Source organism: Bradyrhizobium sp. MI1.3 (assembly GCF_055811695.1).
In genome coordinates this window covers 1-20,505 of sequence record NZ_JBVVPQ010000101.1, presented here as the reverse complement: position 1 = coordinate 20,505, position 20,505 = coordinate 1, and the positions used below count along the sequence as shown (strand labels likewise).

The following is a 20,505-nucleotide window of genomic DNA, read 5'->3' as shown; positions in this document are numbered from 1 at the left end:
GGCGGCTATTGGGAAGACCAGGGATATAATTCGTTTAGTGGGAGCTAGGCGCGCCGCTGCCGTAGGGTGGGTTAGCCCTGCAGATGCGCGAAGCGCATCTGCTCGGCGTAACCCACCTCTTTGGCTTCCGCGACGACAGAAGTGGTGGGTTACGCCTTCGGCTAACCCACCCTACGGCACCGTTTTTTTGGCCGGCCCCACCTTCCGCTGGCACAGCGCCGCCACCGCGCCCAACGCCAGCAGCGCCGCCGAGACATTCAGCGCGTAACTCAAGCTCCCCAGCGCGTCCGTGATGGCGCCGACCACGATCGGGCCGAGCGTCTGGCCGACGCCGAACGAGATCGTCATCGCCGCGATCGCGGTCGGCCACACCTCGGGTGGGTAGTTGAAGCGCACGAAGGCGGTGGTCGAACCGACCACGGCGAAGAACGCGACGCCGAACACGATCGCGGAGACCGCGAGCCATGCCGGCGAATGCCCGAGCATTGGCAGGGCGGCGCCGAGCGCGTTGGTGCCGAGGATGATGGCGGTGGCCAGCCCGCCGCGATCGAGCGCGAGCACGCGGCGCCAGGCCCACGGCGTGACGAAGGCGCTCAAGCCGATCAGGCTCCAGAACGCGGCCTGCGCCGCGGCCCCGCCGCCGCCGTCGCGCACATAGGCGATCATGAAAGTCATGTAGGCGATGTAGCCCGCGCCAAACAGGAAGTAGCCGGCGAGATAGATCAGCACGGGAAGAATCGCGAAGGCGCCGTGGCTGCCTTGCGAGAACCGCACGCCGCTCTCGATGCGGACCAGGAACAGCGGCACGGTCATGACGACGGACAGCAGGGTCATCGCCCACCACACTATCCACCACGAGCCCGGCCCGAAATATTGCAGCGTGAACGGGGCGATCAGGCCCGAGGCGAGAATGCCGATGCCGGGCCCGGCATAGAACAGGCTCAGCAGGAAATTGGCCCGCTCCGGGCGCGACTGCGCGATGGAAGCGGCCAGCGCACCGCCGGCGACGAAGCCGGCCGCGGCGCCCACGCCCAGCACGAGACGGGCCAGGCTCAGCGCGACGAAATTCCCGGTCAGCGCGCAAGTCGCGAGCGCGGCGACGCAGGCCAGGGTTCCGCCGCGGATCGCGGCCGACCAGCCGACGCGCTGGATCAGCCGGGACGCCACAAGCGCGCCCGCGAGATAGCCGACGGCGTTGATGGTGTTCATGAAACCGGCCGCCGAGTAGGACCAGCCGAGGTCCTCCCGCATGTCGGGCAGCACCAGCGAATAGGCGAAGCGGCCGATACCCAGCCCAACCGTCGCGGCCAGCGACAGGGTCAGGATCAACCGTGCGGGGTGGGCATCGGGTGGAGGGCGGTCAGGTGCGTGCAAGGGGTACTCCGGCATGCGCAGTGTGGCAGGCCCTGCCCGCCTTGCACAGCCGCGAGGCGGCAATGGTGTCTTGCCAAGCACGCATCGCCGCTCTAGCACTCCGGCCGAAATCGGCCTCAGAGGAAACGACCATGGCGACCCACAAACTGCTGCTGCTTCCCGGCGACGGTATCGGCCCCGAGGTGATGGGCGAGGTGAAGCGGCTGATCGACTGGCTCAATTCGGCGGGCATCGCCAAGTTCGAGACCGACACCGGCCTCGTCGGCGGTTCGGCCTATGACGCGCACAAGGTGTCGATCTCGGAAGGCGACATGGCCAAGGCCAAGGACGCCGACGCGATCATCTTCGGCGCGGTCGGCGGTCCCAAATGGGACGCGGTGCCTTACGAAGTCCGCCCCGAAGCCGGCCTGCTGCGCCTGCGCAAGGATCTCGGTCTGTTCGCCAACCTGCGCCCGGCGGTCTGCTACCCGGCGCTGGCGGAGGCCTCCAGCCTGAAGCGCGAGGCGGTCGAGGGCCTCGACATCATGATCGTGCGCGAGCTCACCGGCGGCGTCTATTTCGGCGAGCCCAAGACCATCACCGACCTCGGCAACGGCCAGAAGCGCGCCATCGATACCCAGGTCTACGACACCTATGAAATCGAGCGCATCGGCCGCGTCGCCTTCGAGCTTGCGAAGAAGCGCAAGAACAAGGTGACGTCGATGGAGAAGCGCAACGTCATGAAGTCGGGCGTGCTCTGGAACGAGGTCATGACCCAGGTCCACAAGCGCGAATATCCCGACGTCACGCTCGAGCACCAGCTCGCCGATTCCGGCGGCATGATGCTGGTGAAATGGCCGAAGCAGTTCGACGTCATCGTCACCGACAATCTGTTCGGCGACATGCTGTCCGACATCGCTGCGATGCTGACGGGATCGCTCGGCATGCTGCCCTCGGCCTCGCTCGGCGAGGTCGACGTCAAGAGCAAGAAGCGCAAGGCGCTGTACGAGCCCGTGCACGGCTCGGCGCCTGATATCGCAGGCCAGGGCCTCGCCAATCCGATCGCGATGATCTCGTCGTTCGGCATGGCGCTGCGCTATTCCTTCGACATGGGCGATCTCGCCGACAAGGTCGACGCCGCGATCGCCGCGGTGCTGGCCAACGGCCTGCGCACCGCCGACATCAAGTCGGAAGGCACCATTGCCGCCTCGACCACGCAGATGGGCGAAGCGATCCTGAAGGAATTGCAGAAGCTGCACGCCTGACGGCGACCGCAGTGTTTGTAGGGTGGGCAAAGCGAAGCGTGCCCGCCATTCTGATCGGCATTGCCGAGAGATGGTGGGCACGGCGCGTTGCGCCTTTGCCCACCCTACAAGGTCTCATCAAAACAAAAATGGCCGGGCGCGAGCCCGGCCATTTTGATTCGGTCGATATGTCCGCCTCAGTACAGCGGGAAATTCTGCGGATAGCCGCCAACATCCTGCGGCGTGCTCAGCGGCTGGCGATCGATCGGGCGGTTGAGATTTTCGCGTGCGAAGGTCGGGTAGCCCACCGCCGGCGGGAAGGCGTAGTCGGAGAACTTGCGGTCGCCCGGATTGACCTCGGTGCCGCCGTCGAGCCAGGAGCGCTTGCTCACATAGATGCGGGTGCGGCCCTGCTGATAGCTCGCATTGGGGCCGCTGGGGCCGTAATAGTGACGGCCGCTGTCATAGCGCTGCTTCTTGGTGTCGGCCGAGGCGGGTGTCGCGAAGGCTGAGGACATGGCAATCACGGCGCCGGCCGCAAGCCACATCGCCAGTTTGTTCGCGGCAGAGAAATTCGAGCTCATCACGTCCCCTTCAGGCGGCAAGCCGCCAATCAATTTCACCCTCATACTAACCCGGCCGGGGCGTCTGCAACTAGGTCTATTGGGTCACACCAGCGCTGAATAATCGTGCGCGCCGGCAAAAGTTGCATGGATACAGCCACTTGAGCTTGATGCCGGTCAGAGCGCGCCGCGCAATTGCGCATTGGCGGCGCCGAGCAGCCAGTCCGACGAGCCCGGGAGCGCGCAGGGGCGGCGCTTCAGCTCCGCATGGGCGAACAATTCGGCCAGCTTCGGCTCGTTGCCCGAGGTCAGCAGCGTCAGCCGGTTCAGCGTGCAGGCGATCGCCGCGCGCCGGGCGGGCAGGCTGTCGCCCTGGCAGGAAAATCCGGAGATCTGGAGCGCCGGCTCCTCGCTGCGCTTGAGGTAGCCGAGGCAGGCCCGCGCGCCCTCCGTCGTGCCGGTCGGCTGGAACAGGGCAACGGGGCCGAACTTCGTGTCGATCAGGCCGGCTTGCTCCAGCGGGGTCGCGGTGCCCAGTCCCATCCGGGCGGCCAGATCCAGAGTTGCCGGGCGCGCCACGTCGAATTCGCCGCCTTCCCGGTAGATCTCGAGCTCGGCCATGAGTTCGGCTATGGGCTTGTCCGCCTCGCTGGCCCAGCGCATCACGTCCCTGCGGCCGCCTTCGAGGTGCCTGAAGATGGCGTAAGAAGCTGTTTTTTCTGACGAATCCAGCCGGCTAAGGGCGAAACCCTGAGGCGAGCGGTCGGCCACGCTCCAGCCCGGCTTCAACGCCGGCTCGTCGTCGCGCAAGTTTGGCAGCTGGCCGAGTGCCGCAAGCCCGAGGATGGCAAACAGCACCAAAGCCCCCACATAGGCGAACAGGCGCGCCAGCGTGCCGACGACCTCGTCGGCGAAGGCTGCAAGCGCCAGATGGATCTGGGTGGGGTTTGTGGCCGTGCTGGCCTCAGGCGACTGCATCCACGTCCCTAAGGCATGGTCCAACGTTGTCTTGAGGCCGGTTCTCGCATAGAAGCGCTGCTCTTCCTGTTTAAGCCTCAGCTTCAGGAAAGAGCTTTTTCGTCGGAGAGTGAACGATGGGTTACAAAGTCGCAGTCGTCGGCGCGACCGGCAATGTCGGACGGGAAATGCTCAACATTCTGGATGAGCGCAAATTCCCCGCGGACGAGGTGGTGGCCCTGGCGTCACGCCGCAGCATGGGCGTCGAGGTCTCCTACGGCGACCGCACCCTGAAGGTCAAAGCGCTCGAGCATTACGACTTCTCCGACGTCGACATCTGCCTGATGTCGGCCGGCGGCGAGGTGTCGAAGGAATGGTCGCCGAAGATCGGCGCCGCCGGCACGGTCGTGATCGACAATTCCTCGGCCTGGCGCATGGACCCGGACGTTCCGTTGATCGTGCCGGAAGTGAATGCGGACGCGACCGCCGGCTTCAAGAAGAAGAACATCATCGCCAACCCGAACTGCTCGACCGCGCAGCTCGTGGTCGCGCTTAAGCCCCTGCACGACAAGGCGACGATCAAGCGCGTCGTGGTCTCGACCTATCAATCGGTGTCGGGCGCCGGCAAGGACGCGATGGACGAATTGTTCTCCCAGACCAAGGCCGTCTACACCAACCAGGAGCTGGTCAATAACAAGTTTCCCGCGCGCATCGCCTTCAACGTCATTCCCCAGATCGACGTCTTCATGGAGGACGGCTACACCAAGGAAGAGTGGAAGATGATGGCGGAGACCAAGAAGATTCTTGATCCCAAGATCAAGCTCTCCGCGACCTGCGTGCGCGTGCCTGTTTTCGTCGGCCATTCCGAAGCCGTCAACATCGAGTTCGAGAACCCGATCAGCGCCGACGAAGCGCGCGACATCCTGCGCAAGGCGCCGGGCTGCCTCGTCATCGACAAGCATGAGCCCGGCGGCTACGCCACGCCGTATGAAGCCGCCGGCGAGGACGCCACCTATATCAGCCGCATCCGCGAGGACGCGACGGTGGAGAACGGTCTCGTGCTGTGGTGCGTCTCGGATAATCTACGCAAGGGCGCTGCGCTCAACGCGATCCAGATCGCGGAAGTCCTGATCAACCGCAAGCTGATCAGCGCGAAGAAGAAGGCGGCGTAGCTCCGCTGCCGTAGGGTGGGCAAAGGCGCGGAGCGCCGTGCCCACCATCTCTCCACGATCGCGATAGAAGCGGTGGGCACGCTACGCTTTGCCCACCCTACAAGAGCTGGGGACCTAGGCCACCTCGCGCGCGTTCCTGAATTCCTTCGCCGCCTTGTCCAGCACGAACAGCGATCCCTCCGCGACGCCGAAATAGGCGCCGTGGGTCTGCATCTGGCCGCTCTCGACCGCCTTCTGCACGAACGGGAAGGTCATCAGGTTTTCCAGGCTGCGGAACACCGCGGCCTTTTCGATGCGCTCGACGAATTGCGCCATGGTCTCGTGGTCGCGCTGCTCCACCACTTCGCCCGGCTTGATGAACATCTGCATCCATTTGCCGATGAAGTCGCCCGGCGTGAGCGGCTCGATCTTGTCGACGAAGGCGCGGATGCCGCCGCATTGCGCGTGCCCGAGCACCACGATGTGCTTCACCTTCAGCACCGTCACGGCATATTCCAGCGCCGCCGAGACGCCATGCGCGTTGCCGTCGGGCTGATACACCGGCACCAGATTGGCGATGTTGCGGACGACGAAGAGTTCGCCCGGCCCGACGTCGAAGATCACTTCGGGAGAAACGCGGCTATCGCAGCAGCCGATCACCATCACTTCGGGGAACTGCCCCTTCACCGACAGCTCGCGGTAGCGGGTCTGCTCGGTCGGCAGCCGCTGGGTGGCGAAGGCCTTGTAGCCTTCCAGCAAATGCTCTGGGAATGTGGTCATGGTCTATGCCTAATCATATACCGCTGGGACGAACAAGCCTTTCGAATAGGCAGGCCAGATGCTATCGGCTTCGGTCGGAAGTGAGATGAGGAAACCGGAAGGAACGCTTGCATGACCCGCCCGCGCCGCAGCCATCTGTTCATGCCCGGCTCCAACCCCCGCGCGCTGGAAAAGGCGCGCAATCTCGCCGCCGACGGCCTGATCCTCGACCTGGAAGACTCCGTCGCGCCCGACGCCAAGGCGGTGGCGCGCGACGGCATCGCCGCCGCGATCGCGGCCAAAGGGTTCGGCAAGCGCGAGATCCTGATCCGCACCAACGGCCTCGACACGCCCTGGTGGAGCGACGATTTCGCGATGGCCGCCAAGGCCTCGCCGGACGGCATCCTGGTTCCAAAAGTTTCAAGCGTCGAGGACCTCGACACGATCGGCCGTCGTCTCGCCGAACTCGGCGCGGCGCCGACCGTAAAGGTGTGGGCCATGATCGAGACCGCACGCGCCGTGCTGCATGCGGAGGAACTGGCGGCCGCGGGGCGCGATCCAGCGCGGCGCCTGTCAGGCTTCGTGTTCGGCCCGAACGACATCTCGCGCGAGACGCGCATCAAGATGCTGCCGGGCCGCGCCGCGATGATCCCGATGATCACCCATTGCATCCTGGCGACGCGCGCCCATGGCCTCGAAATCCTCGATGGCCCCTACAGCGACATCGCCAATTCCGACGGTTTCGCCACCGAATGCGCGCAAGCGCGCGATCTCGGTTTCGACGGCAAGACGCTGATTCACCCCTCGCAGATCGAAGCCTGCAACGCGATCTTCACCCCGCCCGAAGAGGAAGTCGCGCGCGCGCGAAAGATCATCGCGGCGTTCGAATTGCCGGAGAACGTCTCGCGCGGCGCGATCCGTCTCGACGGCGCCATGGTGGAGCGCCTGCACGCCGACATGGCGCGGCGCACGATCGAGATCGCGGACGCGATTGCGGCGATGGGGAAGGGCTAGTTGCCTAGCCGAAAAAGCGGAGCGCCGGCGCCATGAGAGTGAAACGCATCGTCACGAACATCGCCGCGGCCGACGTATCGCTGGCGCGCCGATTCTACCAGGACGTCCTCGGCCTGGAGATCGTCATGGACCAGGGATGGATCGCGACATTCGCTGCACAATCGAAAATGGCCCCTCAACTGAGCATCGCAACTGAAGGCGGCTCGGGTACGCCGGTGCCGGATCTTTCGATCGAAGTCGATGACCTGGACGAAGCGTTACGCAGAATGGAGCGTGCTGGCGTCACATTGGAGTATGGACCTGCGACGGAGCCGTGGGGTGTACGCAGGTTCTACGTGCGCGATCCTTTCGGACGGCTTGTCAATATTCTAGCTCACGAGTGACGCCGTCGGCCGTGGTCGAGGCATTGGCGCAGAAGCCGTGTGGGAATCAAAAGGCGATGCTGCGGGCCACAGCGGGCGCGCCGGGGACGCGCCCGCTTCGTAACCCAATCGCGCCTCGCTCAGATCGTCTGGCCGCCGGACACCTCGATCCGCTGCGCCGTGACCCAACGATTGTCGGGACCGAGCAGGCTCGCGACCATCGGTCCGATATCGTCGGGCAGACCGACGCGGCCCAGTGCGGTCATCTGCGCAAATTGGTTGTTCAAATCCGGCATGTCCCGAACCGCGCCGCCGAGAAAATCGGTTTCGATTGCGCCCGGCGCGACGATGTTGGCCGTGATGCCGCGTCCACCAAATTCCTTGGCCATGTAGACGGTCAGAACCTCGATGGCGCCCTCGCAGCCGCGTAGGCCGAGAAGCCGGGGAAGGACATGCGCGTCAGCCCGCTGGAGAAGTTGATGATCCGGCCCTTGTCGGCGAGCAAGGGTAGCAAGGCCTGCGTCAGGAAGAATGGTCCTTTGACGTGCGTGGCGAACAGGGCGTCGAATTGTTGCTCCGTCGTCTCCGCGATCGCGGCCATCTCGCCCTGACCGGCATTGTTGACGAGGTGATCGAATCTCTCGGCGCGCCAATGCGCCGCCAACGCGGATCGAACTTTTATGAAGAACGCGGGAAAGCTCGACATGGCGGTGACATCAAGCTCCAGCGCGATGGCCTTGCGCCCCAGCGATTCAATCTCTGCGACGACTTCGCGTGCTGCGGCGGCCCCGTTGCGATAGGTCAAGATCACATCGCCGCCGTGATGTGCGATGGCGATGGCAGTGTTGCGGCCAAGGCCGCGGCTGGCGCCGGTGACGAGAGAAATGGTGGGCATTGGAAATTCCTCGAAGCGTTGCGGTGATGTCCGTTTGCCCGCGATCGATCGTCCGGTGTTGCCGGATCCTCGGAGTGCCTTGCCCAACACTCCGGGATGCGGCGACGGCGGACTTGCCCAAAACTCCTGATTTTCTGCCTGAACGGCCGGCGCCGATTGCCTGTGCGCCGGGCTCGGCCTAAAATCGGCGCGTGACCGAAACGCTGCTCCAGATCGCCAGTCGTTATTCCGCGGCTCACGCCGACGACAGGGGCGTCGCCTCCACGCCCTTCGCCGGCGTCTCGATCATCCGCGAGACCGCGCCGAGTGCGCTCCTGTACGCGATCTCCAGGCCTCTGGTCGCGCTCGTCTTGCAAGGCGCCAAACGTGTGGCGACCGGCCGGACGTCCTTCGACTTCGGCGCAGGCGCTTCCTTGTTGATTGCGAGTGATGTGCCGACGGTCAGCCAGATCACGCGCGCGACGGCGGCCACGCCCTATCTTTCGCTCGTCGTCGAGCTCGACCCCACCATCATTGAGGGGCTGGTGGTCGAGATGGGGTCGCTCCCGTTCATTCCGTCGCAGCCGCTGCGGGTCGAACCGACAGAGCAGGAACTCGCGGATGCAGCGCTCCGGCTGCTGCGCCTGATCGACCGTCCCTCGGCCTTGCCGATCCTGCGCGGCCATTTGATGCGAGAGCTGCATTATTGGCTGCTGGCCGGCCGCCACGGCGGGGCCATCAGGGCGCTCGGAATTGCCGATAGCCATGCCCAGCGGATCGGCCGCGCGGTTGCGCTCATTCGTGCCGGCTATGCCAAGCCGTTGCGCGTCGATCGGTTGGCCAAAGCCGCCGCGATGAGCCCGTCGGCATTTCACGCGCACTTCCGGAGCGTCACTTCGCTGACCCCGCTACAGTTTCAGAAACAGCTTCGCCTGATCGAAGCCCGCCGCGCGATGCTGGCCGACGGTGCGCAGATCGCGACCGCGGCTCATCAGGTCGGCTACGAAAGCATCACGCAGTTCACGCGAGAATATTCCCGGCTGTTCGGCATGCCGCCTGGGCGCGATATGCGCGAGGCGAAGCGGCGGATTGAATCGGCGGCTTGATGAGTTCCCCAATGGCGCCGGTTGACAGACTCTACATCCTCGACGGCGGCATTGCGCAGGTCGCGGACGGGTCGATCTATTCTCCGGGCATCAATGTCGGCGTCCCCATGACGCTGAGCTGCAATGCCTATCTCGTCAGTCATCGTGGCGAATGGCTGATCTGGGATACGGGAATCGAGGATGAGCTATCGAAGCATCCGGAAGGACGCATTATCGCGCATGGCATACGCGGCGTCGTGCGTCGCCCCATCGCGGACCAATTGGACGAAATCGGGGTGCGGCCCCGCGACATCAGCACGATCCTGCTTTCCCACGCGCATTTTGATCATATCGGAAATGTCGATCTGTTCGAAAATGCAAGATGGATCGCTCAGCGGGCTGAATTCGAGGCCATGTTCGGACCGGAGCCCGAAGAGTTCGGCTATTCGCTGCAGCACTACAGATCCCTGAAAGAGCGGCCTTACCAGATCGTCGATGGTGACCACGACGTATTTGGCGACGGCGCGGTGCGTATGATCTTCACGCCAGGCCACACCCTCGGGCATTGCTCGCTGATGGTGAGGCTACCGAGGCGCGGCGCCGTGCTGCTGAGCGGCGACGTCGCGCACAATCGCGAGAACCTCCGGCACATGCGCGTGCCGTCCTTCAATGCCGACCCGCAGGCAACGGTCGCATCCATGGCCAAAGTGGTCGAGCTGCTTCGCTCCGAGAATGCCGAAATCTGGATCAATCACGATACGGCTGAGAGCGACGAGCTGCCTCACGCGCCAGACTGGATCGTGTAAGCGCGCGCGTCACCGCGGCGCGACGCCCGCGCGATCGAGCGACTCCAGTGTCGAGGCATTGGCGCAGAAGCCGTGGTAGTTCTCCACGGCGGTACCGTCGGCCAGCTCGCGATCGCACTGGCCCTTGTGGCTGCAAAGCGCGCACACCCGCTCCATGTCGCGCAGCAGCAGCGGATGCGCGCGGCCGAGCCCTTCGGCGCTGATGCCGAGCTGCTCCAGCATCTTCGGCAACTCGTCGGCGGAGTGCTTGCCGTGTCGGACCAGCTCCTCCAGATCGTCAGGCGCGATCCGCAGATCTTGCGCGATCCGGTCGAAATCGGCGCGGTCGAGCTGTCGGATCTCGTTCAGCTCGCGGCGATGCTTCAGCCAGCCTGCAAAGGACTCGATGAGGTCCTGGACAATGGGATAAGGCCTGGTTGCGGTGCTCATGCGAAGCTCCATTCGAACGGCGGAATTGGAGCGAGATTAGGCACAATGGTGCAGGTGCGCGTTGCGCTGGATCAAATTGGATGTGTCGGTGAAACTGATCCCGTGCCCCTAAAGCACATCGGCCCAACTCGAATCGAGTTCAGGAAACAGCGATGCTCTTTCCGTTCCCTCCCCCCTTGTGGGGGAGGGGCAGGGAGGGGGGTGCCACACGGGGACTCTTTCGGTCGAGTATCGACACCCGATGCATCGCCAATACCCAGCACCTCTTCCTGGGCCACCCCTCTCCCTAGCCCTCCCCCACAAGGGGGGAGGGAACGCACCGCCGTCGCGGCGCCGGGCGAGTCTCATCCCATCAGGCGTTAGCCGAACCGCTCCGTCGCCCATGCATAAAGACTACCCGGAATCGGCTTCTCACCACCCCTTCCCTTGGGCGAGATGTGCAGGCCGATGATCTCGCGGTCGGTGACGAGGCCGAGATAGCTCGAGGGATCGAAGAACAGTTTTGGCTCGGCATGCACGGCGTAGAACGATTGCTTCGGCAAGGCGCAGTGCAGCTCGCCGGTGCGGCGCGCGAGCGCGGTGAGTGCCGCCGGGCCGAAGATCGCAACACGGATATCGGAGAGGCGGTTCGAGCCGCCGCGCAGGCGGCGCATCGCAAACGTGACGCGATGGCGTATCGACAGCCAGTTCGGCGTCAGCTCCTCCTGCTCCATCAGCTCTTCGAAGGCGGCAACGATGCCGTGCCGGGGCGGAAGGTAAATCACGGAATTGCCGAGCTGGCGCGGACGCTCCCACGCGAAGTAGGGCTTTGCCGGATCGATCTCGACGGGCCTCAGCAGCAGCACGTCGGCGTCGAGCCAGAGGCCGAGGCCCTTCGCCATCAGCTTCATGCGGAAGAAGTCGCTGAACTGAAGCGTGGTCCAGTCGCGCCAGCTGCCGTCCGGCTGCGGCGGTCGCAATCGTTCGGAGAACGCATGCGGCAGGATCGCCTCGGCGTCCGCGTTGCCGACGCCTGCGGGCAGGCCGGGAATGGTGTCGAAACTGTAGACCGTGACCTTGTGGCCGGCAGCCAGCTGCGAGCGCAGACAGGTCTGGCGCAGGGCGTCCATTGGGCCGTGCCAGAAGGTGACGATGTCAGGCAACATGGGCGCAAGCTATAGAGGACAACGCTGGCAAAGAAAAAGCCCCGGCGCTGTCAGCACCGGGGCTCAAACAAAAACTTGAGATCAGGCCCAGGCGCGTTCGCGCTTGAGCTTCTCCTCATAGGTATCGATCGAGGCCTTCTTCTCCATCGTCAGGCCGATGTCGTCGAGGCCGTTGATCAGGCAGTGCTTGCGGAACGGGTCGATCTCGAACTTGACCATGCCGCCGTCGGGGCCGCGAATCTCCTGGTTCGGCAGATCGATCGTCAACGTCGCGTTGGCGCCGCGCTCGGCGTCGTCGAACAGCTTGTCGAGGTCTTCCTGGGCCACGCGGATCGGCAGAATGCCGTTCTTGAAGCAGTTGTTGTAGAAGATGTCGCCGAACGAGGTCGAGATCACGCAGCGGATGCCGAAGTCGAGCAGCGCCCAGGGCGCATGCTCGCGGCTCGAGCCGCAGCCGAAATTGTCGCCGGCGACCAGCACCTTCGCATTGCGATAGGCGGGCTGGTTGAGGACGAAATCGGGATTCTCGCTGCCGTCGTCCTTGTAGCGCTGCTCGGAGAAGAGCCCCTTGCCAAGGCCGGTGCGCTTGATGGTCTTGAGGTACTGCTTCGGAATGATCATGTCGGTATCGACATTGATGATCTTCAGCGGCGCCGCGACGCCTTCCAGCGTGGTGAACTTGTCCATGGTTGCGCTTTCCCGGGGTGGTCTAGGGAACCGGTATTTATCGCGATCGGGGCGGAAATCCTAGGCCGAATTCGGCAGATCTCGTCTGCCTAACCGGGCTCTTGAGCCTCGATCGCGGCCATATCGTCGTCCGACAGGCCGAAATGATGGCCGATCTCGTGGATCAGGACGTGGCGAACGATATGGCCGAGGCTTTCGTCGTGCTCGGCCCAGTAATCCAGGATCGGCCGGCGGTAGAGCCACACCATGTTGGGCAGCCGCGCCACGTCGCCAAAACTCTGCTGCGGCAGGCCGACGCCCTGGAACAGGCCGAGCAGGTCGAACTCGCTCTCGCATGCCATCTCGTCCAGGACTTCCTCGGTGGGGAAGTCGTCGACGCGGATGATCACGCCCTCGCACAGCCTACGAAACTCCGCCGGCAGGCGTTCGAACACTTCATGCGCCATCGCTTCCATCTCGGCCAGCGAGGGTGCTTTCAATTCCGTCCACATGGGCTTCTCATAGCGTGGGTTTCGCGGCGATGCATCCGGCTTTATAAGCGCGGCGAGGTTGACGGGCGCCGTCAAAACGGGGAGCCTAGGGCCTCGAAGTGGACGTTCAGATGGGCGGAAAAATGCGAGCGAAAACAGCGCTGACGCTACTGTGCATGGGGTTGTTTTCGCAGTTTTGCGTTGGCGCGGAGGCCCAGACCGCGGCTCCCGGGATCAGGCTGGCCCAGGCGGCCTCGCGAGACGATCTGCCGCCGCCGCGCAAGCGGCCCCCGGCGCGCCTGCGCGTCACGCCCTATTACAGTCCGGATGGCGTCTATCCCCGTTACAATCCCGGTCCCGATGCGGTCCGCGAGTGCAACGCCACCTATGTGCAGGAATTTCGCCCCAGCGGCACGGTGATCGTGCCGCATATGAGCTGCTACTGGCGCCGGGGCTGATACGAACGCCGTGCCCGTCGCGCGCTGAGGCGGAGGTCGTCATGACGAGATGGTTCGCATTGGCGGTTGGCGTCGGGCTTGCCGCAGGCCTGTCTCACGCGTCCGCTGCGCACAGGGTGACGAAGCTGCCCGATGCGTCGGCCGGGCGCGCGGTGTTCGACGGGCGCCGACATGTGCGGTCCGACGTCGTGCGATACGCCCCGCGTCGTGATCCGCATTACTACGCGCGGCCGGTCTACTACCGTCCTTATCCCTACGGCGTGCCCGCACCGTTCGTGCTCGGCTTCGGGCCGTGGCGGTGACCTCGCGGCGCGATGCTGCGCCCGTCGTTCATTCATGAGGCATTCACGTCGCTGTCCCTAATTTAATCTTGGGAGCGACCGCCAATGAACAGGGATGACGCACGCCGGGAGCGAGCGTCGCAACTCCGCTGTCCAGATTCAGGGAGAAGCCGATGCTGAGAATATTGGGTCTCAGGGCAAGCCCGATGCGCTTGCTCGGCATTGCGGCCGCCGCGACGCTGATGCTGTCGGCCGGAACGACGCGTCGTGCTGAGGCGATGACTCCAATCAATCCGACGGCGTTGCCTGTGGCGAAGGCCGCAAGTGACGATGTGATCCCGGTTCGCCACGGCGGCGGTGGCGGCGGTGGGCATGGTGGCGGCGGCTTTCATGGCGGCGGCGGTTTCCACGGTGGAGGCGGCTTCCACGGTGGCGGAGGACATATCGGTGGCTTCCGCGGCGGTGGTTTCCATGCTGGTGGCTTCCGCGCCGCGCCCGCGTTTCATGGCGGCGGCTATCGCTACGGCGGAGTTCGCCACTATGGCGGAGGTGGATTCCACCGCTACGGCATCTATCGCCCGCATTACGGCTATCGCCATTTTCATCGGCGCTATTACGGCGGCTACTATCCCTATTACAGCCATCCGCGCCGATGCCGGGTCATCTGGACCTATTACGGCCCGCGCCGCGTCTGCCGCTGGCATCGCTGGCACCATCCGTACCGCTATTGGTAAGCACGATCGAAATGAAAAGGGCGCCTCGACGGCGCCCTTTGTTCATCCGATGGCTTAAAGCCAATCCTTCAGTTTCCACGACGCCGACGTCCATCGCGTCAGGTTCTCGATCTTCCATTGCTTGAACATCGCCGGCGGCCAGCGGCTGAGCTTCGAGGTCTCCTCGACCTCGGGCTTGGCGACCATGCGCAGCGGTGCCGCGCGCCGCCGGTGCTGGGGCGTCGCCGCGCTGATCAGATCGACATATTCAGGCTTGCTGGCCATGAGCTCGTGTCCTCGCGAAATGTTCGCGAGGACGCAGTGTCGGCGCTACCGATTAACGGCGGTTTGCCGCGATCGCTCAAATTAAAACGAGCGGCTTACCGCCACTCCCTGATGTCGACGAAGTGACCTGCGATCGCCGCGGCCGCCGCCATCGCCGGCGACACCAGATGGGTGCGGCCCTTGAAGCCCTGGCGGCCCTCGAAGTTGCGGTTCGAGGTCGAGGCGCAGCGCTCTTCCGGAGCCAGCTTGTCGGGGTTCATCGCGAGGCACATCGAGCAACCGGGCTCGCGCCATTCGAAGCCGGCGTTGATGAAGATCTTGTCCAGACCTTCAGCCTCGGCCTGCTCCTTCACGAGGCCGGAGCCCGGCACGACCATGGCGTTGACGCCGCCTGCGACCTGCTTGCCTTCCGCGATCTTCGCGGCGGCGCGCAGATCCTCGATCCGGCCGTTGGTGCAGGAGCCGATGAAGATGCGGTCGAGCTTGATGTCAGTGATCTTCGTCCCCGCGGTCAGGCCCATATATTTCAGCGCGCGGTGCTTCGACAGGCGCTTGGCCTCGTCCGCGATCTTGTCGGGATCGGGCACGCTGCCGGTGACGGAGATCACGTCTTCAGGGCTCGTGCCCCAGGTCACGATCGGCGGCAGCTTTGCGGCATCGAGCCGCAGCTCGTGGTCGAAATGCGCGCCCTCGTCCGAGCGCAAGCGCTCCCAGTAACGCATCGCCGCGTCCCAATCCGCGCCCTTCGGTGCCTTCGGGCGGCCGCGCAGGAAGTCGAACGCCTTCTGATCCGGCGCGACCAGGCCGGCGCGCGCGCCACCTTCGATGGACATGTTGCAGACCGTCATGCGGCCTTCCATGCTGAGCGCACGGATCGCGTCGCCGGCGTATTCGAGCACGTAGCCGGTGCCGCCTGCGGTGCCGATCTCGCCGATGATCGCCAGGATGATGTCCTTGCCCGTCACACCATCCGGCAATTTGCCGTCGACGGTGACGCGCATGTTCTTCGCCTTCTTCTGGATCAGCGTCTGCGTCGCCAGCACGTGTTCGACTTCCGACGTGCCGATGCCGTGCGCGAGCGCGCCGAACGCACCGTGCGTCGAGGTGTGGCTGTCTCCGCAGACGATGGTGGTGCCGGGCAGCGTGAAGCCCTGCTCGGGGCCGATGACGTGGACGACGCCCTGACGCTTGTCGAACTCGTCGTAATATTCGATGCCGAACTCCCTGGCGTTGTCGGCCAGTGCCTTGATCTGCTCGATGCTTTCAGGGTCGGGGTTCGGCTTGGTGCGGTCGGTGGTCGGCACGTTGTGATCGACGACGGCCAGCGTCTTCTCGGGCGCGTGGACCTTGCGGCCGGTGGCGCGCAGGCCTTCGAACGCTTGCGGTGAAGTGACCTCGTGCACCAGATGGCGATCGATATAGAGCAGGCAGGTGCCGTCCTCGGCTTCGTGCACCAGATGGTCGTTCCAGATCTTGTCGTACAATGTGGTCGGCTTGGGCATGAGCGTCAGCTCCAGGAATGTTGTGTAGAGCGGGTTGCGCGGCTGGCGCGCGGGGCAACGAAATCGTCAGCGCAGCTTTTAGGCTGCGCGCGTAAGCTCTGACGTTGCCGAGGTCGCGAAGCGTCCGAAGAACCGGCCGGGCAGCCGCGAGCGATCGTCGATGACGACGCGCTTGACGGGCGAGAGGCTGGTCAAATCTGGAAACATTCCAAGAATATATAGCAGGCCGAACTGGAATCGCGAGGGCTTTGACGCGCACGGCTGACGCAACAAAAAAGCGCGGGGTTTGGCCCCGCGCTTTTGGAAACTCGCATGTAAGCGGAGCTTACTCGTTGACGGCAGCAGCCGGGCGGTCCTGCTTCTTCTCGACGATGCGGGCCGACTTGCCGCGAAGGTTGCGGAGATAATAGAGCTTGGCGCGACGCACCTTGCCGCGGCGCACCACCTTGATCGAGTCGATCATCGGCGACATCACCGGGAACACGCGCTCCACGCCTTCGCCGTACGAAATCTTGCGCACCGTGAAGCTCTCGTTGAGACCGCCGCCGGAACGGCCGATGCAAACGCCTTCATAGGCCTGCACGCGGGTGCGGTCGCCTTCGACGACCTTCACGTTGACGATCACGGTATCGCCGGGGCCGAACTCCGGGATCTCCTTGTTGGCGGAGAGCTTGTCGAATTGCTCTTTTTCGAGCTGTTGGATCAGGTTCATGGGTAAATCTCCATCGGCGCGCCCAGCCTTGGAAAACGGGGGCTGCGCGAAATTCGTTTATCCAGCCATTGCGGATGTGGCCGCTGCTATAAGGCAAGCCGGAGCGTTTGTCACCCGTCTGTCTTGTTTTTTGGCGTTTTTTGGCGTCCTGCCCGATTCGGGACTTTGCTCGGGATCCGGGCCCACAAATCCGGTCGCCGGGCCGCCGTCAGGGCCTCGGATTCCGCCCGCCGCCAGCTGGCGACCTTGGCATGGTCACCGGAGGTCAGGATATCAGGGATCGGTGCCCCCTCGAACAGCTGCGGCCGGGTGTATTGGGGGTATTCGAGCAGGCCGTCGGAGAAGCTTTCCTCGGTTCCCGAGGCTTCCTTGCCCATCACGCCCGGCAGCAGCCGAACACAGGCGTCGATCAGGGCCAGGGCCGCGATTTCACCGCCGGAGAGGACGTAATCCCCGATCGAGACCTCCTCCAGGCCTCGCCCGTCGATCACGCGCTGGTCCACCCCCTCGAACCGCCCGCAGACGATCAGGGGACCCGGACCCTTGGCCAGTTCGAGGACGCGGGCCTGGGTCAATGGCCGACCTCTCGGGCTCATCAGCAATTTCGGCCGGTCCGGGCCGATCCCGGCGGCATCGATCGCGGCCGCCAGAACATCGGCCCGAAGCACCATGCCCGGTCCGCCGCCGGCCGGGGTGTCATCGACGCTGCGATGGCGGTCGGTAGCCGAGGCCCGGATGTCCCGCGCCTCCAGTTCCCAGAGCCCGCCAGCCAGCGCCCGGCCGGCCAGGCTCACGCCGAGCGGCCCCGGAAACATCTCCGGAAACAGCGTCAGCACCGTCGCGCGCCAGGGTGAGGGGTTGGTCATCGGATCTCAGTTATTGTCGTCCCGGACAAGCGGAGCGCAGATGGGACCCATAACCACCGCACTTCGTTTGGCGACGGCTGGAGCGATCAGTTTAGCTAAAAATTCTGGCCTGTGGTTATGGGTCCCGGCCCCCCGTGCGCAAGTTGCGCACTAGGCCGGGACGACCCGGGGAGGGATCCTCCCCCGCGATTTCCTGCGGCAGCGCGATCACGACGCGGCCCCCTGTGAGATCGACCTCCGGCACCACCGCGTCCGTGAACGGCAGCAGCATCGTGGTCCCCGTGGGCGGCGCGATCTCGATGATGTCGCCGGCGCCGAAATTGTGGATCGCGAGCACGCGGCCGAGCGCATCGCCGGCCGTGGTGACGGCGGCGAGCCCGACCAGATCGGTGTGGTAATATTCGCCCTCGTCCGTCGCGGGCAGCTTTTCGCGCGCGACGTAGAGCTCGATGCCGTTGAGGCGCTCGGCCTCATCGCGGGTCGTGACGCCCTTGAACGTCGCAACCAGATGATCCTTGGCCGCGCGCGCCGTTGCGACCTCGAACTGGCGCTTGCCATCCTTGGACGAGAGCAGGCCGTAGCTCCGCACGGCAAATGGATCCTCGGTAAAGGTCCACAGTTTGACCGCGCCGCGCACACCATGCGCGGCGCCGATCCGCGCGACGCAGACCAGCGCCGGCATGATCTGGCCTTAACCCTTCGCGGCGGCTTCGGCCTGCGCCTTGCGCTCCTTGCGCGGCACGGCCTTCTCGGGATTGTTGCGCACTTCGCGCTTCTTGACGCCGGCGGCGTCGAGGAAGCGGGACACGCGGTCCGACGGCTGCGCGCCCTTGGCGAGCCAGGCCTTCACCTTGTCCATGTCGAGCTTCAGACGGGTCTCGTTGTCCTTCGGCAGCAGCGGGTTGAAATAGCCGAGACGCTCGATGAAGCGACCGTCGCGGGGAAAGCGCGAATCGGCGACGACGACGTGATAGACGGGGCGCTTCTTGGTGCCTGCGCGGGCGAGACGGATAACGACGGACATCTAAGTTCTCCTTCAAAGTACGTTTTGTTCGGTTGATTGGTATTCCGCGTTGCGCGAGACCGTTGCGATCTCCCGCGACGAATTCCTCATTTCTTCTTGCCCGGGAAACCGCCGAGGCCCGGCAGCATCGGCTTGCCGCTCAGCCCGGTCAGGCCTGGAACGTTCGGCAGACCCTGGCGCAGCCCGGGCGGCAAATCCTTCGGCAGGCTGGGCAAACCTTGTCCGCCGCCGCCCTGCATCTTTTCCTGCAGCGCCTTCATCTCTTCCGGCGAAGGCGGCTTCATGCCGCCGCCAAAACCCATCGCCTGGGCGATGCCCGCGAGCGGACCGCGCTTGCCGGAGCCCATGGCCTTCATCATGTCGGCCATGTTCCGGTGCATCTTGAGCAGCTTGTTGACCTGCTCGACGCTCTGGCCGGAACCTGCGGCGATACGCTTCTTGCGGCTGGCCTTGAGCAGATCGGGATGACGGCGCTCGTCGCGCGTCATGGAATCGATCACCGCGACCTGGCGCTTCAAGATCTTGTCGTCGATGCCGGCGGCCGCGATCTGGTTCTTCATCTTGGCGATGCCGGGCATCATGCCCATCAGGCCGCTGATGCCGCCCATGTTCGCCATCTGCGACAGCTGCTCGCGCATGTCGTTGAGGTCGAACTGACCCTTGCGCATCCGCTCGGCGGTGCGCGCAGCCTTTTCCGCATCGATATTGGCCGCAGCGCGTTCGACCAGCGACACCACGTCGCCCATGCCGAGGATGCGGCCGGCGATACGGCCGGGATGGAAATCCTCCAGCGCATCGGTCTTTTCACCGGTGCCGAGCAGCTTGATCGGCTTGCCGGTGACCGCGCGCATCGACAACGCGGCGCCGCCGCGGCCGTCGCCATCGACTCGTGTCAGCACGATGCCGGTGAGGCCGACGCGCTCGTCGAAGGCGCGGGCGAGGTTGACGGCGTCCTGGCCGGTGAGGCTGTCCGCCACCAGCAGCACTTCATGCGGATTGGCGGCGGCTTTGATGGCTGCTGCTTCCGCCATCATCTCTTCGTCGAGCGTGGTGCGGCCGGCGGTGTCGAGCAGCACGACGTCGTAGCCGCCGAGCTTGCCGGCCTCCAGCGCGCGCTTCGCGATCTGCGCCGGCAGCTGGCCGGCGACGATCGGCAGTGTCGGAATGTCGAGATCGCGGCCCAGGACGGCCAGCTGCTCCATCGCCGCAGGACGGTAGATGTCGAGCGACGCCATCAGCACCTTGCGCTTGTCGCGCTGGACCATGCGACGGGCGAGCTTTGCGGTGGTGGTGGTCTTGCCGGAGCCTTGCAGGCCGACCATCATGATCGGCACCGGCGGCACGGAATTGATGTCGATGGTCTGGCTTTCGGCGCCGAGCGTGTTGATCAGCTCGTCATGGACGATCTTGACCACCATCTGGCCGGGCGTCACCGATTTGACGACGGTGGCGCCGATCGCCTGCTCGCGGACCCGCTCGGTGAAGCTGCGCACCACTTCGAGGGCGACGTCGGCTTCCAGCAGCGCGCGGCGCACCTCGCGCATGGCGGCGTCGACGTCCTTTTCGGTCAGCGCACCGCGCCCCGTCAGACGATCGAGAATGCCGCCAAGCCGTTCCGACAGATTGTCGAACAATGCCGTTGTCCCTTGTCCTGCTTACGCAGGGTTGCCGTATTCACTGTTGTCATGCCCCGCGAAGGCGGGGGATCCAGTATCCCGGATGCGGCTCGGCTAGAACCGGAAAGCCACGGCGTACTGGATGACCC

The 20,505-nt window shown here is 64.7% G+C and carries 24 protein-coding genes and 1 pseudogene; 9 read left to right on the top strand and 16 right to left on the bottom strand.

The features are described 5' to 3' along the window. Positions 1-171: 171 nt before the first annotated feature. Complete coding sequence (locus tag AC0L3A_RS36985) at positions 172-1,374, bottom strand: YbfB/YjiJ family MFS transporter (RefSeq protein ID WP_007598789.1); 1,203 nt, start codon at positions 1,372-1,374, stop codon at positions 172-174. 131 nt (positions 1,375-1,505) lie between these two features. Here AC0L3A_RS36985 and leuB point away from each other — a divergent pair, with 131 nt between their 5' ends. Beyond that, positions 1,506-2,618 carry a 3-isopropylmalate dehydrogenase gene (gene leuB, locus AC0L3A_RS36980; RefSeq protein WP_007598790.1) on the top strand — a complete coding sequence of 371 codons (1,113 nt, stop codon included), beginning with the start codon at positions 1,506-1,508 and terminating at the stop codon, positions 2,616-2,618. A gap of 176 nt (positions 2,619-2,794) precedes the next feature. Here leuB and AC0L3A_RS36975 read toward each other — a convergent pair whose 3' ends face one another. Further along, a complete protein-coding gene (locus AC0L3A_RS36975) occupies positions 2,795-3,181 on the bottom strand; it encodes a hypothetical protein (protein WP_027566362.1) in 387 nt (128 codons plus the stop codon). A gap of 156 nt (positions 3,182-3,337) precedes the next feature. Next, positions 3,338-4,138, bottom strand: coding sequence for a hypothetical protein (locus AC0L3A_RS36970; RefSeq protein ID WP_007598794.1), 801 nt, complete (start codon positions 4,136-4,138; stop codon positions 3,338-3,340). A 116-nt stretch (positions 4,139-4,254) separates the two neighbouring features. Between AC0L3A_RS36970 and AC0L3A_RS36965 the strand changes: the two genes are divergently transcribed. Beyond that, complete coding sequence (locus AC0L3A_RS36965) at positions 4,255-5,289, top strand: aspartate-semialdehyde dehydrogenase (RefSeq protein WP_007598796.1); 1,035 nt, start codon at positions 4,255-4,257, stop codon at positions 5,287-5,289. A 114-nt stretch (positions 5,290-5,403) separates the two neighbouring features. Here the strand turns inward: AC0L3A_RS36965 and AC0L3A_RS36960 are convergent, their stop codons facing one another. Beyond that, the gene (locus tag AC0L3A_RS36960; RefSeq protein ID WP_007598798.1) at positions 5,404-6,048 is read right to left on the bottom strand and encodes a carbonic anhydrase; all 645 of its coding nucleotides are present in this window, start codon (positions 6,046-6,048) and stop codon (positions 5,404-5,406) included. 111 nt (positions 6,049-6,159) lie between these two features. On the opposite strand from AC0L3A_RS36960, the gene AC0L3A_RS36955 reads away from it, so the two are divergent. Together AC0L3A_RS36955 and AC0L3A_RS36950 are read left to right on the top strand one after the other, a co-directional pair. Further along, positions 6,160-7,041 (top strand): HpcH/HpaI aldolase/citrate lyase family protein, encoded by an 882-nt coding sequence (locus tag AC0L3A_RS36955; protein ID WP_007598799.1) that lies wholly within the window; start codon positions 6,160-6,162, stop codon positions 7,039-7,041. 32 nt (positions 7,042-7,073) lie between these two features. Then, positions 7,074-7,424 carry a VOC family protein gene (locus tag AC0L3A_RS36950; protein WP_007598800.1) on the top strand — a complete coding sequence of 117 codons (351 nt, stop codon included), beginning with the start codon at positions 7,074-7,076 and terminating at the stop codon, positions 7,422-7,424. Positions 7,425-7,543: 119 nt separating this feature from the next. Here the strand turns inward: AC0L3A_RS36950 and AC0L3A_RS36945 are convergent. After that, a pseudogene (locus AC0L3A_RS36945) lies at positions 7,544-8,298 on the bottom strand (SDR family oxidoreductase). 191 nt (positions 8,299-8,489) lie between these two features. Here AC0L3A_RS36945 and AC0L3A_RS36940 point away from each other — a divergent pair. After that, positions 8,490-9,383, top strand: a complete 894-nt coding sequence (locus tag AC0L3A_RS36940) for an AraC family transcriptional regulator (RefSeq protein ID WP_354128855.1) — start codon at positions 8,490-8,492, stop codon at positions 9,381-9,383. Positions 9,384-9,394: 11 nt separating this feature from the next. After that, a complete protein-coding gene (locus AC0L3A_RS36935; protein ID WP_354128856.1) occupies positions 9,395-10,168 on the top strand; it encodes an N-acyl homoserine lactonase family protein in 774 nt (257 codons plus the stop codon). A gap of 9 nt (positions 10,169-10,177) precedes the next feature. Here AC0L3A_RS36935 and AC0L3A_RS36930 read toward each other — a convergent pair whose 3' ends face one another. The 4 genes from AC0L3A_RS36930 to AC0L3A_RS36915 all read right to left on the bottom strand — a co-directional run bounded on the left by AC0L3A_RS36930 (position 10,178) and on the right by AC0L3A_RS36915 (position 12,920). Continuing rightward, positions 10,178-10,597 carry a hypothetical protein gene (locus AC0L3A_RS36930; RefSeq protein WP_007598804.1) on the bottom strand — a complete coding sequence of 140 codons (420 nt, stop codon included), beginning with the start codon at positions 10,595-10,597 and terminating at the stop codon, positions 10,178-10,180. A 359-nt stretch (positions 10,598-10,956) separates the two neighbouring features. Beyond that, a complete protein-coding gene (locus AC0L3A_RS36925) occupies positions 10,957-11,742 on the bottom strand; it encodes a glycosyltransferase family 32 protein (protein ID WP_007598809.1) in 786 nt (261 codons plus the stop codon). 81 nt (positions 11,743-11,823) lie between these two features. Continuing rightward, on the bottom strand, positions 11,824-12,429 hold the full coding sequence (gene leuD / locus AC0L3A_RS36920; protein WP_007598811.1) for a 3-isopropylmalate dehydratase small subunit: 606 nt from the start codon (positions 12,427-12,429) through the stop codon (positions 11,824-11,826). 89 nt (positions 12,430-12,518) lie between these two features. Continuing rightward, a complete protein-coding gene (locus AC0L3A_RS36915) occupies positions 12,519-12,920 on the bottom strand; it encodes a metallopeptidase family protein (RefSeq protein ID WP_007598813.1) in 402 nt (133 codons plus the stop codon). Positions 12,921-13,075: 155 nt separating this feature from the next. Between AC0L3A_RS36915 and AC0L3A_RS36910 the strand changes: the two genes are divergently transcribed. From AC0L3A_RS36910 to AC0L3A_RS36900, 3 genes are all read left to right on the top strand, one after another. After that, positions 13,076-13,357, top strand: a complete 282-nt coding sequence (locus tag AC0L3A_RS36910) for a hypothetical protein (protein WP_035993898.1) — start codon at positions 13,076-13,078, stop codon at positions 13,355-13,357. Positions 13,358-13,398: 41 nt separating this feature from the next. Continuing rightward, positions 13,399-13,659, top strand: a complete 261-nt coding sequence (locus AC0L3A_RS36905) for a hypothetical protein (protein WP_007598817.1) — start codon at positions 13,399-13,401, stop codon at positions 13,657-13,659. Between the two features lie 152 nt (positions 13,660-13,811). Then, the gene (locus AC0L3A_RS36900) at positions 13,812-14,372 is read left to right on the top strand and encodes a hypothetical protein (protein WP_219681829.1); all 561 of its coding nucleotides are present in this window, start codon (positions 13,812-13,814) and stop codon (positions 14,370-14,372) included. Positions 14,373-14,426: 54 nt separating this feature from the next. Here the strand turns inward: AC0L3A_RS36900 and AC0L3A_RS36895 are convergent, their stop codons facing one another. From AC0L3A_RS36895 to ffh, 7 genes are all read right to left on the bottom strand, one after another. Continuing rightward, positions 14,427-14,636 carry a hypothetical protein gene (locus AC0L3A_RS36895; RefSeq protein ID WP_007598821.1) on the bottom strand — a complete coding sequence of 70 codons (210 nt, stop codon included), beginning with the start codon at positions 14,634-14,636 and terminating at the stop codon, positions 14,427-14,429. 95 nt (positions 14,637-14,731) lie between these two features. Further along, positions 14,732-16,138, bottom strand: a complete 1,407-nt coding sequence (gene leuC, locus AC0L3A_RS36890) for a 3-isopropylmalate dehydratase large subunit (protein ID WP_007598823.1) — start codon at positions 16,136-16,138, stop codon at positions 14,732-14,734. Between the two features lie 325 nt (positions 16,139-16,463). Next, positions 16,464-16,850: a 50S ribosomal protein L19 gene (gene rplS, locus AC0L3A_RS36885; RefSeq protein ID WP_007598824.1), complete on the bottom strand. Its 387-nt coding sequence runs from the start codon at positions 16,848-16,850 to the stop codon at positions 16,464-16,466. A gap of 110 nt (positions 16,851-16,960) precedes the next feature. Beyond that, positions 16,961-17,716, bottom strand: a complete 756-nt coding sequence (gene trmD, locus AC0L3A_RS36880) for a tRNA (guanosine(37)-N1)-methyltransferase TrmD (protein WP_007598825.1) — start codon at positions 17,714-17,716, stop codon at positions 16,961-16,963. A 115-nt stretch (positions 17,717-17,831) separates the two neighbouring features. Continuing rightward, positions 17,832-18,398: a ribosome maturation factor RimM gene (rimM, locus tag AC0L3A_RS36875; protein WP_473256254.1), complete on the bottom strand. Its 567-nt coding sequence runs from the start codon at positions 18,396-18,398 to the stop codon at positions 17,832-17,834. Between the two features lie 9 nt (positions 18,399-18,407). After that, positions 18,408-18,740: a 30S ribosomal protein S16 gene (gene rpsP, locus AC0L3A_RS36870; RefSeq protein WP_007598827.1), complete on the bottom strand. Its 333-nt coding sequence runs from the start codon at positions 18,738-18,740 to the stop codon at positions 18,408-18,410. 86 nt (positions 18,741-18,826) lie between these two features. Then, a complete protein-coding gene (gene ffh / locus AC0L3A_RS36865; RefSeq protein WP_473256253.1) occupies positions 18,827-20,374 on the bottom strand; it encodes a signal recognition particle protein in 1,548 nt (515 codons plus the stop codon). Between the last annotated feature and the right edge of the window lie 131 nt (positions 20,375-20,505).